The sequence below is a fragment of the Microcoleus sp. D2_18a_D3 genome, assembly GCF_036702455.1.
GTDB lineage: Bacteria > Cyanobacteriota > Cyanobacteriia > Cyanobacteriales > Microcoleaceae > Microcoleus.
The window spans coordinates 19,148-35,749 of sequence record NZ_JAUBTK010000037.1 but is presented as its reverse complement, the minus strand read 5'-3'; the positions used below and the strand labels follow the sequence as shown (position 1 = coordinate 35,749).

Annotated in this window: 9 protein-coding genes and 1 pseudogene; 7 read left to right on the top strand and 3 right to left on the bottom strand. The window is 41.4% G+C overall.

The window, feature by feature from the left end; all coding sequences use genetic code 11:
• Window positions 1–55: 55 nt before the first annotated feature.
• Window positions 56–1,006: a tyrosine-type recombinase/integrase gene (locus tag QUB06_RS17890; RefSeq protein WP_333436409.1), complete on the top strand. Its 951-nt coding sequence runs from the start codon at window positions 56–58 to the stop codon at window positions 1,004–1,006.
• Window positions 1,007–1,113: 107 nt separating this feature from the next.
• Here the strand turns inward: QUB06_RS17890 and QUB06_RS17885 are convergent, their stop codons facing one another.
• Window positions 1,114–1,263, bottom strand: coding sequence for a hypothetical protein (locus QUB06_RS17885; RefSeq protein ID WP_445251394.1), 150 nt, complete (start codon window positions 1,261–1,263; stop codon window positions 1,114–1,116).
• Between the two features lie 97 nt (window positions 1,264–1,360).
• Window positions 1,361–1,414, bottom strand: a pseudogene (locus QUB06_RS17880) (hypothetical protein); the annotation flags it as partial.
• Window positions 1,415–1,931: 517 nt separating this feature from the next.
• Here QUB06_RS17880 and QUB06_RS17875 point away from each other — a divergent pair.
• The 6 genes from QUB06_RS17875 (at window position 1,932) to brxL (ending at window position 15,979) form a co-directional block, all read left to right on the top strand.
• A complete protein-coding gene (locus tag QUB06_RS17875; protein ID WP_333436408.1) occupies window positions 1,932–2,531 on the top strand; it encodes a DUF1788 domain-containing protein in 600 nt (199 codons plus the stop codon).
• Window positions 2,528–6,064, top strand: a complete 3,537-nt coding sequence (gene brxC / locus QUB06_RS17870) for a BREX system P-loop protein BrxC (protein ID WP_333436407.1) — start codon at window positions 2,528–2,530, stop codon at window positions 6,062–6,064. Before QUB06_RS17875 ends, brxC begins: the two co-directional genes overlap by 4 nt.
• Before the next feature lie 57 nt (window positions 6,065–6,121).
• Window positions 6,122–9,655 (top strand): BREX-1 system adenine-specific DNA-methyltransferase PglX, encoded by a 3,534-nt coding sequence (gene pglX / locus QUB06_RS17865; RefSeq protein ID WP_333436406.1) that lies wholly within the window; start codon window positions 6,122–6,124, stop codon window positions 9,653–9,655.
• A 12-nt stretch (window positions 9,656–9,667) separates the two neighbouring features.
• On the top strand, window positions 9,668–12,220 hold the full coding sequence (gene pglZ / locus QUB06_RS17860) for a BREX-1 system phosphatase PglZ type A (protein ID WP_333436405.1): 2,553 nt from the start codon (window positions 9,668–9,670) through the stop codon (window positions 12,218–12,220).
• 64 nt (window positions 12,221–12,284) lie between these two features.
• On the top strand, window positions 12,285–13,862 hold the full coding sequence (locus tag QUB06_RS17855; protein ID WP_333436404.1) for a phospholipase D-like domain-containing protein: 1,578 nt from the start codon (window positions 12,285–12,287) through the stop codon (window positions 13,860–13,862).
• Between the two features lie 98 nt (window positions 13,863–13,960).
• Window positions 13,961–15,979, top strand: a complete 2,019-nt coding sequence (gene brxL / locus QUB06_RS17850) for a protease Lon-related BREX system protein BrxL (protein ID WP_333436403.1) — start codon at window positions 13,961–13,963, stop codon at window positions 15,977–15,979.
• Here brxL and QUB06_RS17845 read toward each other — a convergent pair.
• On the bottom strand, window positions 15,972–16,571 hold the full coding sequence (locus QUB06_RS17845; protein WP_333436402.1) for a DUF1819 family protein: 600 nt from the start codon (window positions 16,569–16,571) through the stop codon (window positions 15,972–15,974). The two genes, brxL and QUB06_RS17845, sit on opposite strands and share 8 nt — an antisense overlap.
• Window positions 16,572–16,602 lie beyond the last annotated feature (31 nt).

Genomic DNA, 16,602 nt, shown 5'->3' with positions numbered 1-16,602 from the left:
AGGCAAGTCTAAATTAGTCTAAATTAGTATTTATAATCACACTTTGAAAGAGTAAATGCTCGATCTACTCCCAGAGCAAGAGCCACAAACCTTGAAGCTGGCGTCACCGGTGCCGCTGGCGCTTCATCCCGCGGAGGTGTACCTTGACAGTTTGGGAAGCGATCGCTCGAAGGCAACGATGGCGGCAGGACTCGACATCATGGCGAAGTTGCTGGCGGGCTCCGAGTGCGACCGGATGACGTTGAATTGGGCAGCATTGCGCTACAAGCACACGGCAGCGCTGCGCTCGGCACTGGAGAAAAAGTACGCGCCAGCTTCGGTCAATCAAATGCTGTGCGCCCTTCGGCGGGTGCTTAAGGAAGCTTTGCGGTTAGATTTAATCGACCCCCTGGATTACAGCAAGGCGGTGGACGTGAGAAGCGTCAAGCAATCGGGAAAGCCAAGGGGGCGGGCGCTATCCCCGGATGAAATTGCAGCGCTGGTGCAAAGCTGCTCTGGCGAGAGTACCGTTGATGTTCGAGATGCAGCTTTGATTGCTATCTTGCGGGGGGGTGGCATCCGCCGCGCTGAAGCAGTCAGCCTTAATTTGGAGGATTTCAACCACTCTACGGGAGCATTGGAAATTCGATTCGGGAAGGGGAAGAAAAACAGGATGGTTTATCTCCCAGAGGCAGCGATGGCGTTGGTAGAAAAGTGGCTCAAGTTGAGGGGAGAAGCGCCAGGGCCGCTGCTTTTTCCCATCCGTAAGGGAGGAGAAATTCAATTTCGGCAGATGACGGACGATGGTGTTTTGAAGATTTTGCAGCGACGGGCTTTCCTCGCTGGAGTGGATTCTTTCTCGCCTCACGATTTTCGGCGCACGTTTTGCTCAGACCTCCTCGATGCTGGAGTCGATATAGTGACAGTGCAGAAGTTGGCAGGTCACGCTTCCCCTGTGACCACCGCTAAGTACGATCGGCGGGGTGAAGAAACGAAGCGACGGGCTGTGCAGCACTTAGGGTTTTGATTTTGAGGGTGGGGGTGCCATTCGCAGATTTTCTTAAGCCAGCCAATTCACCCTAATCAGGCTATCTTGTACATTCTTAAAAATGGCGGTGTTTGAAAGGTTTAGGCTTAATTTCTGCCTCGAAAGCGTACTGGCATTCGATCTGATGGATAAATTAACAGGTTTTGCTGTAATTGTTCCAGAGAAGAACGACCTTTGACTAACTCCCAATCGAAGTGGCGCAGCAATAATGCTAACATCATCGTTCCTTCCAGCATTGATAGATGCTCTCCTAAACAACGATGCGAGCCGCTCGCCAAAGTCTATCATTGGCAGTGAACTTGTTTCCTTATTCTTGTCTAACCAACGTTCCGGCCGAAATTCCTCTGGATGAGCATAAACTTCTGGATCTCTTCCGGCTGCAAGCATTGACCAGGATATTCTCGTCTCACGCGAAATCACTGTTGGACATCGAATGCGAGGGTTGTGCAACCAGCGCCTGAAGCGGCGTTAATGACTCTGAGCAAACCGAGCACGAGTTCGCGCATAGATTGTCCATTTGGTTAAATTAATGTATTCGCTGTAGACTAAGCCAATCACCTCCAAATGAGTGTTTGTAGATGCCGATAGTCTGCCCAGGGCATGGATTGACCAAACAAAGTCTTTAGTTGATGATAGAGTTAGGAGGTTCTCATTGGTTTTTGTGGTTGTGTGGTAACTTTCACAATAAACCGGAAATGCCCTTCAACTATGGGTTGAACTTCCTTTCCCTTGGAGTTTTGTCAGTCAACCAGGCGTCAACGACTGTGTATAAGTTTCACCCGTGGGCATTGCCATTTTCCTTCTTCTGCACGTTGATACCGGGCTTGATGTTTCTGGCTAAATTTATGGATCTGGTTTTCGGTCTTCCTCTTTTGCCAAGCTGGTATCCGATAAACCCAACAGCATGAAAAATATCTTGCCACCTATTCAGGAACGTCTTGACAATTTACTCCTTAGTTTACAAGACCTTCGCTTGCTCAGTAATCGCGGGATTGGAAACGAAATTGGCTTTTATATATTTGATTATGACCCCGAACATGAGCCATTAGTCCAGCAGCACGTTTCTCGTTTAAAACGGCAACTGGCAGATTCTCCCAATAATCTGAAAGTAGAGGAGATTAACCTCTACCATGTCATTCTGGAAATCTTGCAAGGACGGCGAGTTTTGGAGAAAGCATTTGATTTGGAAGCAACTAAAGGTAGCGCAGTTCTGAGTAAAACTATTTTTCCTTTGGTGCGTGCTGCTCAGGTTGTTGACCATATCCAGAAAAAATTAAGTGGTCAGGAACAACTTGTGTTTTTGACAGGGGTGGGCGCGAGTTGGCCTTTGCTGCGATCTCACACCATCCTCAACAACTTACACCCAGTTCTGGATCTCACGCCACTGGTGATGTTTTTTCCCGGTTCCTACGATGGTCAAGAACTTCGCCTATTCAACACTTTTAAAGACGATAACTATTACCGAGCTTTCCCACTTATTCCCCGACAGGAACGTATTTTATGAATATCTCTGAATTATTTCTTAAAGACATTCATCGTAATATTAATGGTGTGATTAAAGTTGGTCAACTTGATAGCGATAACATTCGCCAAGAACTTGAAGAATATGTCATTACTCACGAACTCAATAAGCACTTTTGCAGTTTCTTCGAGCGCTATACTACGGCACTAGATACCCCAACTGACAAAATGGGGGTTTGGATTTCTGGGTTCTTTGGTTCGGGTAAATCTCACTTCCTGAAAATCTTATCTTATTTACTGGATAACCGCCCAGTGGGAAACCGTCACGCTTTAGATTACTTTAATCAAGAGCGAGTTCGAGATCCCATGTTACACGCTAGTATTACTAAAGCGGTACGGAATTCTACAGATGTAATCTTGTTTAATATTGATTCTAAAGCAGATGCTAATAGTAAAAATGATAAAGAAAGTATTGTAAAAGTTTTTCAGAAAGTTTTTGACGAGCATTTAGGATATTTTGGTACAGTTCCAGCGATCGCCGAATTTGAACGTCAATTAGACCAACAAGGTAAGTACGTAGCTTTCCAAGAGGAATTTAAACAAGTTTCGGGACTGGACTGGAAAGAAAATCGGGATACTTGGGGATTTTGCCAAGATGAAATTTCTACAGCTTTACAAACCGTTACCGGAATGAGTGCGGAAGCTGCTTCCCGTTTGCTTGATTTTAACGAACAAAATTATAGCTTAAGTAGTGAAAAGTTTGCTCGTCTTGTTAAACAATATCTTGATAAAAAGAGCACTCACTACCGTTTACTATTCATGGTGGATGAAGTTGGACAATATGTAGGAGATGACAGCAACCTGATGCTAAATTTGCAAACGGTTGTTGAGGATTTAGGGATTTATTGTCAGGGACGAGCTTGGGTTGTTGTTACTTCCCAAGAAGCGATGGATCAGATTACCAAAAATCGCATCAAAGGGCAGGATTTTTCTAAAATTATTGGTCGATTTAGCAGACCTTTAAGTTTATCTTCTGCTAACACAGATGAAGTTATTAAGCTGCGTTTGTTGAAGAAGAAAGAGGCAGCTACTCAATGTTTAGAAGCTCTTTACTATCAAAAAGTTGCTATTTTAAAAAATCAAATTCTCTTTACAGACAGTGCTGAATTACCGGGATATCGTAATGCAGAAGAATTTGTTGCTGCCTATCCTTTTATTCCTTATCAATTCAATTTACTGCAAAAAGTTTTTACGGTTATTCGGATGATGGGGGCGGCGGGCAAACATTTAGCATCGGGAGAACGTTCTTTATTAGATGCTTTTCAGCTTGCCTCCAAAGCAGTAGCAGGTCAAGAGTTAGGTGGATTAGTTCCTTTCAATACATTCTACTTAGCTGTTGAAGGGTTTTTAGATAGCACCATTAGTCAAGTTATTGACCAAGCAGCACGAAATTCTCAACTGCAACCGTTTGACATTGATTTGCTAAAAACCCTGTTTATGATTAAATATGTCCAAGAAATTCGCGCCAATTTGGATAACTTGACCACTTTATGCTTGAATAATATTGACCAAGATAAATTGGCACTTAAAGCGCAGGTAGAAGCGGCTCTAAATCGCCTAGAGAAACAAACTTTAATTCAGCGAGTGGGAGATGAATATAACTTCCTCACTTATGAAGAACAGGATATCGGACGGGAAATAAAAAATACCGAAATTGACCCCAGTGACGTAACAGCAGAACTGCAAAAGCTAGTTTGGGATTCTCTTTTTACCGAGAAGAAGATCCGTTACGACCAACGGCATCAATATTCCTTTAATAGAAAGTTAGACGATCAATCTTATGGACTACAAACTAGCGACCTTACCCTGCATATTATTACGCCTTATGCAGATCGTTATACCCAACTTCAACAAGATGCTACCTGTATTCTCACTACGGGAACTGCACAGGAGGTTTTAGTTAGATTAGGTGACGACCAAACTCTATTAGATGAACTGACTGAACTGGTTAAAACTGATAAATATATCCGGCGTAAAAATAGCAGCACCCTCAGTACCAGCGTCCAGACAATTCTGACTACTCGCAGTGAAGGAAATAGTCGGCGAAAGGAACGTATTACTACTACTTTACAAGATTTAATTGAGCGTGCAGATGTATTCGCTTGCGGTAGCAAGGTAGAAATTAGCACTCGGGACTCGAAAAATGTTTTAACTGAAGGGTTAACTTATTTAATTGATAATGTTTACAATAAGCTGAATTACGTTAATAGTGGATTTGAAACTGAAGAACAGGTAAGTAATGCTTTCTGCCGCGAACATCAAGAACAAAATACTTCGGGACAGGCGTTTAATGCAGCCGCTCATGGTGAAATGCTAACTTGGTTAAATGATGAAGCAAGAACTCATCGGCAAGTGACAATTAAGAGTTTAAGGGACAAGTTTGAAGTTCGTCCTTATGGTTGGTCAGAGTTCGATATTCTGGGTGTGATGGCAGAATTGGTTAATCAGGGTAAGTTAGAATTGCGATTAGCTCAAGGGACGGTAAATTCTCAAGAACCAGGGTTAGTTGCTAAGTTAAGAAGTCGCAAAGGACTCAGTGAATATACTGTACGTCTCGGTGAAGTAATCAATCCTGCTAGTTTGAGAGTTGCTAAGGATTTAGCAAATGATTTATTGGAAATTACACCACCAAACGACCCCTTAAAGTTATTTGAAGTTTACCAAAATAACTTCAAAGTAAAACAGGCGGAATTAGAAACTTGGTTAGCACAGGCACAATTAGAAGGACTGCCTTTTATTAAGCTATTAGAAACTCACTTAACTTTGGTAAAGGAGTTGACAAGTAAGGAAAGTCCAGCAGAATTTTACAATGCTGTTCGCCACCATCAAGATGACTTGGAAAATTTGATTGAAGATGGACAAAAGCTGAAATCTTTCTTCACTGGACAAGTTAAGGTATTTGAGCAAGCGAAGCAGGATTTAAAATTTTTGGAACTGGAGTTGCGTCATATTAATGATGCAGAATTATTGCAGCGGGTGGAAACAGTGCGCCAAATTTTGGCAATGGCAGACCCAACGGCGAAAATTCCTCAATTACCGATGTTATTGCAGCCAGTTAAAGATAAGGCGCGTGAGGTTTTACAGAGACAAATTGAACAAGCACTTTTAATTTCTGAAGATATTAAACAACAGCTTGTTGAATATGTCAAAGCTGGCTATCCTACTCAACAAATTGATTTGGGGCAGTATTTTACAGAGATTGAAGGGGCAATTTCTATGATTAAAAATGCTACTAATATTGATTCTGCAATCGCGCGACAAAGTGAATTAGAGGGATTTGTCAATAAGTTTAAACAAAAAATTGATGCTGTGGCGGCTCAAATCATCAACAGCGCTAAAGAAAAAACAGATTCTTATCAGGTGAATTCGCTCAAAGCTATTGTACCAGTCCGGGTGGTAAGCTATGCTCCTAAACCTTTTTTAGAAACGGCTGAGGATGTAGAATCTTATTTAGCAGCTTTACGAGGAGCATTACTAGAAGAAATTGAGCAAAACCGCCGCGTGCGTCTAGAATAAATATTATCACTGTTTAATAGATACATTCAATTTGGACTGTTAGTCTCTTTTCTGAAAATGAACCGCAACTCTATCAAAACTTTTGCTATTTGGGCGCGTCGCCACCTCCGGGAACAAGTTACGGCGCGGGCTGCTTTATATGGGATTACTGCTAAAGAATTGGTGGAACCAACAACGGTTTCTGGGGGGTTATTAGTTGCGGGACAAACTTTGGATGCGGGGGAGGCGAAGCAGTATGAATTATTGCGTCAGCATCTCCAAGGTTTGATGCAGAAAGGTAAATTGGCGGATGCGGTAGAAACGTTAATTAATGAAATTGCTTATACTTGGTTTAACCGTTTAATTGCGTTGCGCTATATGGAAGTGAACGGTTATATTGGGCGGGTTTTAAGTAGTAGTGATTCGACGTTTGTTGACCCGGATATTTTACGGGAAGCGAGTGAAATTGCGGAATTAGAAAAGTTATCGGAATTAAATTTAGAGGTATTAAGTCAGTGGCGCAGTTTGGCGAGTCGGGAACTTAATTCGGATGAGTTTCTGTATCGGCGCTTGTTGTTGTGTCAGTGTGAAGATTTGGCGGATAGTTTGCCATTTTTGTTTGACCGCCGTCAGAATTATATGGCGTTATTTATGCCCGGGAATTTGTTAAACCAAGATTCGATTTTGCGGCGGTTGGTGAATGATATTAGTGAGGATGATTGGCTGGCAAAACGACCAGATGATGAAAACCAACAGGATGTGGAAATTATCGGTTGGTTGTATCAGTTTTATATTTCGGAAAAGAAGGATGAAGTGATTGGGGCTAAATCTAAAGTGGAGGCGCAGGATATTCCCGCAGCGACGCAACTTTTTACGCCTCATTGGATTGTCCGTTATATGGTGGAAAATAGTTTGGGGCGGTTGTGGTTGGAGTCTCATCCTGAGTCGAAGTTGCGGGATTATATGCCTTATTATTTGGAGAATCCTAACCAAGACGACGGGGAAAAGGTAAGTTTTAAACCGTTACAACCGGAAGATTTAACGGTTTGTGACCCTGCTTGTGGAAGCGGTCATATTTTGGTGTATGCGTTTACTTTGCTGTTTTTGATTTATCGGGAACAAGGGTATTTAGAAAGGGATATTCCTGAGTTAATTTTGACGCATAATTTGTATGGGTTGGATATTGATGAACGGGCGGTACAGTTAGCGAGTTTTGCGGTTTTGATGAAGGCGAGGGCGATTAATTCGCGGATTTTTAGGAAGTCTTTGGCGTTAAATCTTACGGTGGTGCGTCCGACGAATAGCCAAAGTTTACCTCCGGCTTCGGAGTTGAATGTTAAAGATTGGCAAGGGTTAATTGAGGCGTTTAAGGATGCGGATAATTTGGGGAGTTTGATTGTTCCGCCTGCGTTTGATGGGGAAAAGTTAAGGGGGCAATTGGCGGCGTTAGAGGCGAGTGATTCGTTGTTTAAAGGGTTTGTTCCAGCGTTGCGGGGGTTGGTTTTACAAGCGGAATTGTTGAGGAATAAGTATTGGGTGGTGGTGGCAAATCCACCTTATATGGGGGGTAGTTCATTTAATGATACTTTGAAAACTTTTATCAGTAAACATTATCCTTCTTGTAAAGGTGATTTATTTGCGCCTTTTATAAAAAAATCATTATCAATAACTTTGCCTGAAGGCTTAATGGCTAATATTAATCAGCATAGCTGGATGTTTTTAAGTAGTTACGAAGAACTAAGAAAAGATATTATTGCAAACTATACGATTCAAAGTATGTTACATCTGGGAATAGGCGTTTTTCCAGAACTTAATAGTAAAGTTATTCAATCTACTGCTTTTATTTTAAGTAAACATAAACCCTCGGAACGAGAAAGTAAATCAATTTTTATAAGATTAGTAGATAATTATAGTGTTGCATGGAAACAAGAAGCATTTTTTAAGGATGAATATCGTTATCTAGGAGTTAATCAGGCTGATTTTGGTAAGATACCGGGGAGTGCGATCGCTTATTGGGTAAGCCCAGCAATAAAAAAAGCTTTTTCCGAGTTTATATCTTTAAGGGATTTGACTATCTCAGATGGTCAAAATGTTACAGGAAATAATGATAAATTTCTTAGATTATACTGGGAAGTTGATTCAAAAAAAATACAAGAAGTTAGATGGAGATTTTATGCAAAAGGAGGAGGTTTTAGAAAGTGGGCTGGAAATTTAGATTCATTGGTAGACTGGTCAGAACAAGCGTTGACGCATTATCGTAAAAATAGTATTTGTAGGTTAATTCCTGAATATTTATGGTACAGGCAAGGAATTACTTGGGGTTTAGTAACATCTTCATATCCTAGCTTTAGGAAGCTTCCTTCTTCTGCTACCTTTGATAAAGGTGGTTCTTCAGTCTTTTTAATAAATGATTCTACATTAAATTCTATTTTAGGTTTTTTAAACTCAATTGTTGGATTAACACTACTAAAAGTTATGAATCCAACCTTAAACTTTCAAGTTAAAGATATTAGAGATTTACCCTTTACCCAAGGTAAAAATGAGCATTATATAGATGATCTTATTTTAAGAGCGCAAAGTGTTTCTCATCAAGAATGGGACAATTTTGAAACCTCCTGGGACTTCCAAACCCATCCCTTATTAAGATATAATATCAAAAAAATATCAGAAGCCTTTAAAAACTGGCAAACCGACAGCGAAAACGCCTTTCAAAAACTCAAACAACTCGAAGAAGAAAATAACAAATACTGGATAGAAGCATACGGACTACAAGACGAACTCACCCCAGAAGTCCCCGATAACCAAATCACCATCCGTCGCGCCGACCAAAACCGCGATATTCGTTACCTCATTTCCTACGCCGTTGGTTGCATGATGGGGCGCTATTCCCTCGATAAACCCGGCTTAATTCACGCCGGACAACCCTTTAACCCGACACAACATACCATTTTTTCCGCCGATATTGATGCCATTATTCCGATTACCGACCAAGCTTACTTTGATGATGATATTGTTAACCGCTTTGTCGAATTTATCCGCGTCGCTTACTCACCAGAAACCCTCACGGAAAACCTTGATTTTATAGCCGATACCTTAACGCGAAGAAGTGGCGAAACCTCCCGCGATCGAATTCGCCGCTACTTCCTAACTGAATTCATTTCTGATCATATCCAAACCTATAAAAAACGTCCGATTTACTGGCTCTTCACCAGTGGCAAAAATCGCGCCTTTAACGCCTTAGTTTACCTGCATCGTTACAGTCCAGATACTCTCGCCCGACTCCGCACCGACTATGTTTTAGAACAGCAAGTCAAACTTGATGGCGAAATTTCCCGCACTCAACAGCAATTTGATAATGCAACCATTAGCATCGCAAAAAAAGCGGCTACCAAACGCTTAAAAGAATTGCAAACCCAACAGTTAGAGCTCCGCGATTATCAAGCCAAATTACAAACAATGGCAGATGCCAGAATTAAACTCGATTTAGATGATGGAGTTGCTTATAACTATACTCGGTTTAAGGGTTTAGTTTATGAAGGTTCCGATCTGAAAATGGCAGATTTGGAAAAAGCAGCAAAATGGAAATTAGAATTGTTAAAAGTAGACGGTTAACTATTCCCTAAGATGAACACTACCCGCATCCAAAGTAGCATACTAACTTTATTTCAAGATGATAACCGCTGGTCGCACCCAGGACGACGGGTCGTGTTTTGGTACGATCCAGATGGGCAATTTGCAGATGCTTTCAACGAATTACAATTAGATGGCATCAAAAAATTACAACTTGGCGACACTCCCTTTACCGTCAAACATCACCTATTCATCGAACAACCAGAACAACCCTTTTTACTCTACGCACCTTTTCCAGAACCCCCAAACCAGGATAACTGGTTACTCGACATCCAACTGTCCGGCTTAACCTTTTCGGCTGACCCTGCTGCCCTCATCTACGCAGACTTAGGCTTCAAACAGCGTAGCCTGGAAATAACAATTCGCGATCGCCTCAAATTCTTCAACAGCCGCAAACGCACCGAAGCCTTGCAAAATATGGGCTTACCCCCAGATACCGACGAACGGGCGTTAATTTTGGCAATGCTATCGGTACTAGCTGGGTTAAAAGTCCCCGATGCAGGCACACTGATTCGCCAAGTCTTGTTAAAAGGATTATTGGAATCAGATAATCTGCTGTGGAAAGACATTGAGCGTTTTGTTCATCCCCATGACTTCTGGCGAGTCGTGCAAGAACATACAGGTTTTGCCGACACCACCCCCAGCTTGCGAAAACTGTTCGTACAGCTACTCATCACTCATTTTGAAAAGTCCTTACACGGGTCAATTCCTATTGATTTTAAAGCACAAGTTATTACCCCCGGACAGCGGGCTTACGCCTTCATCGACCAGTGGATGCGCGACCAACAAGACTCACCCGGATGGAAGGAATTAAGCCAACAAATAGCAGAGGAATTAAACATTCTTGATGCCATCCAGAATTTATCCCCAGAAATCCTCTATGAAGCCGCTACTTTTGAAGTAGTAGACCAAGCCATCATTCGCGCCTGCGTCAAAGCCTTACGTTCCCCCACTCCTGACCTCACCCTTTGGCCTAACTGGTTACAAGCCCGACGCACTTTGTTTTGGTTCTCCAAATACGAACCTCTTTATTGCGCCCTGGATGCAGCCATTGAACTTTTAGAATTAAAGGGCCAATATCCCGAAGGCTTTCGGATGCCTGCACCCCAACTATTTCAAGCTTATGCCAAACAACTGTACCGTTTTGACCAAACTTACCGCCACTTTATTGTTGCCAGCGATGCAGCCTTTGGCGATATCCTCAAAGGATTAATCGAGGATATAGAAAACCTTTACACCCAATGGTATTTAGATGAATTGGGGGAAGCCTGGTCAGATGCCTTAGAAAACAGTTGGCAATTAGCAAATATTTCCAGCCAAACCAGCTTCTTCGGAGGGCACGTACAACCAATTATTAGTAGAAAAGACCCCGAAAAAGCTTTTGTGATTATCTCCGATGCCCTTCGGTACGAAGTCGCTAGCGAACTCGCAGAAACCATTCAAAAAGAACTTCGGGGTAAAACCACTATTGAACCTCTGTTTGGCGTTTTACCCAGCGTCACCAAGTTAGGGATGGCGGCGCTACTACCTGGGATGAAGCTGGAGTTACTGCCTGGAAATAGTGATGTACTCCGAGACAGACTGAGTACCCAAGGGACAGCAGCGCGTCAGAAAGTATTAGACCAAAACAGCCGTGTTGAAGCAACGATACTGGCTGCCCAGGAACTTTTGACAATGAATACCGAACAGGGACGGGCAGCGATTTCCCCCCACCACCTCATCTATATTTACCACAACACCATCGATGCCATTGGTGATAAAGCTGCTAGCGAACATCAGGTATTTGCAGCTTGTTCACAAGCTATTAGCGAACTGGTGCGACTGGTGAAAAAGATTTGTAACTCTCTTAACGGAACCCATGTATTAATTACCTCAGATCATGGGTTTTTATACCAGCGCCGTCCGATTGCTGAAGCCGATAAACGCCCTTTGCCACGGGGGGAAGGAGTGCTGGAAACAAATCGCCGCTATGTTTTGGGGCGAAACTTAGAAGCTGATTCCGGGACTAAAGCCTTTAACTTACCTTATGATACTGGGGGCGCGATCGCGATCGTTCCTCGCGGTAGTTTGCGTTTTGCCGTCCAAGGTGCAGGTTCCCAATATGTACACGGTGGTGCTAGTTTACAAGAAATCTGCATTCCGGTGATTACCTACCATCACCAACGCGCCGTCAAGGGCGATGAAGGGCCAGCCCGCAAAGTGGGAGTGCAAGTCAACGCCAGAGCCCGAAGAGTGACCAATAACCGCTTTAGCCTCAGTTTAGTACAAACTGAAGCTGTAGAGGGGAGATGGCGATCGCGTCAGGTAACAGTTGCCCTTTATGACCCTGAGAGTTTAGCACCGATTACAGACGTGCCGGGGGCAGAGTTAAGTAGTAGTAGTGTTAGTCCTAGCGATCGGGAATTTAGTATTCGTTTGACTGTAACTACAACTAATCCACCAACAACTGCTTACTTAATTGTTAAAGATGCCGATGATGAAAGCGAACTTTTGCGAGAAACTTGGATAGTAAATTTGGGAATTACCAATGATTTTGGGGATTTTTAAGGCTTTGATATAATTTACAATAATAATTAACTCCATTAAACTAAAATTTTAGGAATCACTTTTTATGCCTATCTTATTCAACGAGCCAGATTCAGATTCTCTATTAAATTTCATAAAAGAACAAGTTACACAAGCATCAAGCCTAGACGAAAAAAAGTGGGTATTTTATGCTATTACTTGCTATTTTAATCCTGATGTAATAATAAATTTGGTTGGTGATATAAAAAAAATACTACACGATACTTTATCAGAAGTTCATTTACTTGTTGATGCTGATGAATGGATTAAACAACCTATTACTATTAGTAACTTTATCAATATTGTATATCAGAAATTAGGGTGCTCGGAAATTAGAGAAATTTCCTTGACACCTATAGCTTGTCGTAGTAAGCTTTTCCATGCTAAATCTTACGCATTAATTTCTTCAAAGCCAGTTTTAGCAAGTGGTGATTATAATGGTTTTGCTCTTGTGACTTCTGGAAATTTCACCAGGTCAGGGCTCACTGATAATGTTGAAATTGGGCAAATAGTTGACGATCCGAATTCTCTTGATGAGTTTGTTAAATTATTTATAAAATTAAAGCATAAATATGCGCTTTCTCCTCAACAAGAAGCTGAACACCAAAAGTTCCAATCAGCGTCCCAATTTCTTGCACAAGGAAAATTTTACCATACATGGCATCCTTCATTGGATTTAAAATTCCGCTTGACTTTATCTGCTAAAGAGAAAGAAAGATTGTATGAACTTGCAAATAATGAAGAAACTCGGAAAAACATAGAGGACTTTACTTTGAATCAAATCAAAAGTATAACCAAAGATCCAATAAATCTTAAATCAATGTTTAATATTTGCCCAAAGCCCATCCCAGGAGATTTTTGGGGAACTTATAGTATTGATACCCTTTTGGGACAGTGGGTACCAAATGAAATTAGTCAGTTGATTGAAGATGAGGTTAATTTAACTAAGGAAATATTTAAAGATCTTATTCAAGAAATTAGTAATTCAGAAAAAATAAAAGAATATTATACAATGTTGCAGGATTTTGTTGACAGAAAATTTCAAGAAAAAGTGATCGAACTTGATTCTAATAATTTATTGGCTGTTGATACTTGGCGTAACAAAGTTGACCGGATATTGAATGATAAAAATTTATTAAATACTTTCATCTGTGATTATGAACCTATTGAATTCCCCAGACTTGAACCTGATTTAGTTTTTAAAGTTTATCAACGCATAAAAGATTTTTACCATAAGTCGGATTCCCACATTGGTATTGGTAAATTATTTGCTCAATTTCACGAAAATAGTGATTTTAGTTTTAATAAGCTTGAATTTGCTCAATTTCACGAAAATAGAAATTTTAGTTTTAATGAGGTTGAATTCGAGAAATTGGTTGCACAAGCTAAAAACAGACTAGAAGAAAATCGAATTGGAGATTTAAAAGAAATTGAATCGAAACAAAAATTCAGAGCTTTTCAATTTGAAGAGGAAAGTACAATAGTTAAAGGTTATAAACGAATAAATGGGATTTTCTTAAACAAAGATGATAAAATTATACTCTATAAGGATGATATAAATGATGAAAAAGTGAAACAAATAGCTATAGATAGTTTAATAGTGTTCAAAAAACAGCAAGAATAAAAAATAATGATCAAATTCCAAGACATATTTTTTGGGGATTTAGACGGTGATTCAAGTCAAACTTTTAAGCACTGACAGAAATACAGTTACAACTAATTATGGATGACCTTGACCAAAAACTAAATCAAATTTATCCTGGCAAAGTAGTTCGTAAAGACCTCACCCAGCGAATCAAGGAAGGTGCTAACGTTCCCGTTTACGTACTGGAATATCTACTAGGAATGTACTGCGCCACTGATGACGAAACCACTATTGAAGAAGGTATTCAAAGCGTCAAACGTATCCTTGCTGAAAATTACGTGCGTCCTGATGAAGCAGAAAAAGTTAAATCTAAAATTCGGGAATTAAGCAGATTTACTATTATAGATCGCGTAACAGTCAAGTTAAACGAGAAAGCTGACATCTACCAAGGCGAATTAGCAAACTTGGGAATTAAAGGGGTAGAAATTGACCCGGATATTGTCAAACGTAATGAAAAGCTTTTAGGCGGGGGTATTTGGTGTATCTTACAACTAGAATACGAAGCTGGAGCAGATCCAAGCCCTTTCATTGTCGCCAGTCTCAAACCCATCCAAATGCCTAATGTAGATATGGAGGAACTGTTTGCAGGTCGCCCAGCTTTTAACAAAACTGAATGGATTGACCTGCTAATTCGCTCTGTAGGACTAGAACCGACTACATTTACTGAAGATGTGAAATGGCATTTGTTAGCACGGATGGTGCCATTATGCGAGAACAACTATAATTGCTGCGAATTAGGCCCACGTTCTACAGGCAAATCCCACATTTATAAAGAAGTTTCGCCCAACTCAATATTAGTTTCAGGTGGTAAAACTACTGTCGCCAACTTGTTTTACAACATGGCATCTCGCCGAGTAGGGCTAGTAGGCTTATTTGATGTAGTAGCTTTTGATGAAGTCGCCGGAATTAGCTTCCACGATAATGACGGCGTGCAAATTATGAAAGATTATATGGCATCAGGCTCGTTTGCACGGGGTAAAGCAGAGATTTCTGCCAATGCTTCAATGGTATTTGTGGGCAATATTAATCAAAGTGTAGAGTCCTTGGTTAAAACTTCTCACTTGCTTGCCCCCTTTCCCCAAGCGATGATTGATACAGCCTTTTTCGATCGCTTTCATGCTTACATTCCTGGTTGGGAAATTCCGAAATTTAGTCCCCAAAACTTTACTAAACAGTATGGCTTTATTGTGGATTACCTAGCCGAATGGCTGCGAGAAATGCGGAAACGTAGTTTTGGAGATGCGATTGATCTCTATTTTCGCTTGGGAAATAACCTGAAACAACGAGATGTACAAGGTGTCCGCAAAACGGTATCGGGACTGTTAAAGTTACTATTCCCTGATGGCTCATTTAGTAAAGAAGACGTGCGCGAAGCACTGGTATATGCACTGCGAGTCCGCCGTCGCATCAAAGAGCAACTAAAGAAAATTGGCGGGATGGAATTCTATGATGTCCACTTTAGCTACATTGATTTGGAAACTCTAGAAGAACACTTTGTCTCTGTACCAGAACAAGGGGGTGTAAGTTTAATAGGTGAAGATGCTCTCGCTCCTGGCCATTTGCACTTTGTCAGCACAGGCGATAGTGAGATGATTGGCGCATTCAAACTAGAGTTACAAACAGTACCAGGAAACGGGAAGCTAGTTCGCACCGGAGTAGCCAGTAGCAGCCGTATGAAAGACCGCATGAATATTGCCTTAAATTTCTTCAAAGCCAATGCCCACCGAGTTAGTGGGACTATTCATCCAGAAAACGTAGATTTCTTACTTCAGTTATTAGATTTGCAAGGGACTGGACTTCCCCAAGAGTGCGGACTGGCTTTGTTTATCTCCTTGTGTTCGGCATCATTAGGACGGAGCGTACAGTCCCAACTAGCGATTTTTGGAGAGATGACCTTGGGTGGTACTATTACCCCAGTTAGTAATCTGGCAGGTAGTCTCCAAGTAGCATTCGATGCAGGTGCCAAGCGCGTTTTACTACCAATGACCAGTGCGGCTGACCTGCCTACCGTACCCCCTGAACTGTTTGTCAAGTTCCAAACATCTTTCTACACCGATCCTGTAGATGCCACATTCAAAGCACTGGGCGTTAGTTGAGCATCAAACGCAGGTAAAGTTCTTCTCCGTCAAGCAAGAGTTGCTGGCGTAACGCCCCTGGAATAGGAACAGGTCTAATTTCATAATTCCCTCGTGGCTTGATGGGTTGCAATAACCCTGCACTCACAAGTACCAGCACCGTATTGCTTGCAGTTTTTTGGTAAGTTGAATCCGACCACTTTGCGATGGTTGGACTTTGCTCCCGCTTAGTCTCGAAAAAGGTTCGCAATTCAGCAGGATTAACCGTGTAAACAAGGCGCTTGAGTTTATCTAACAATACTTCATCAATCAGTTCTCTTAGAAGAAGGTCAGAGCGCAAAATTAAAAACAGATTGGTCAGGCGACGAATATCAGTATTACCTAGGGTTAGTAACTTAATGTAGCTAAGGTCTACTTTTTGCAAACGTTGTAAGACTGTGTTCAATACCCGACTACGGGAAGTTAGCGATCGCAATTGAAATAAGTCCTCTTCAATTACTTGTTGCCGAATTTCATCGAAAGTCGCTCCTTGGTGTATCAGTTGAGCCACTTTTACTGTTTCGGTGAGGATAAAGGCATTATTTGTGCGAGCTACGTAAGAAGTAGAAGTCATAAGTTGAGGCTTTAGTAACTCTGAAATGTTT

Coding starts and splice junctions, on each gene's coding strand:
- QUB06_RS17855 (WP_333436404.1), top strand. CDS start 12,285: ATGCCTATCTTATTCAACGAGCCAGATTCAGATTCTCTATTAAATTTC.
- QUB06_RS17875 (WP_333436408.1), top strand. CDS start 1,932: ATGAAAAATATCTTGCCACCTATTCAGGAACGTCTTGACAATTTACTC.
- pglZ (WP_333436405.1), top strand. CDS start 9,668: ATGAACACTACCCGCATCCAAAGTAGCATACTAACTTTATTTCAAGAT.
- brxC (WP_333436407.1), top strand. CDS start 2,528: ATGAATATCTCTGAATTATTTCTTAAAGACATTCATCGTAATATTAAT.
- QUB06_RS17885 (WP_445251394.1), bottom strand. CDS start 1,263: ATGCTGGAAGGAACGATGATGTTAGCATTATTGCTGCGCCACTTCGAT.
- brxL (WP_333436403.1), top strand. CDS start 13,961: ATGGATGACCTTGACCAAAAACTAAATCAAATTTATCCTGGCAAAGTA.
- pglX (WP_333436406.1), top strand. CDS start 6,122: ATGAACCGCAACTCTATCAAAACTTTTGCTATTTGGGCGCGTCGCCAC.
- QUB06_RS17890 (WP_333436409.1), top strand. CDS start 56: ATGCTCGATCTACTCCCAGAGCAAGAGCCACAAACCTTGAAGCTGGCG.
- QUB06_RS17845 (WP_333436402.1), bottom strand. CDS start 16,571: ATGACTTCTACTTCTTACGTAGCTCGCACAAATAATGCCTTTATCCTC.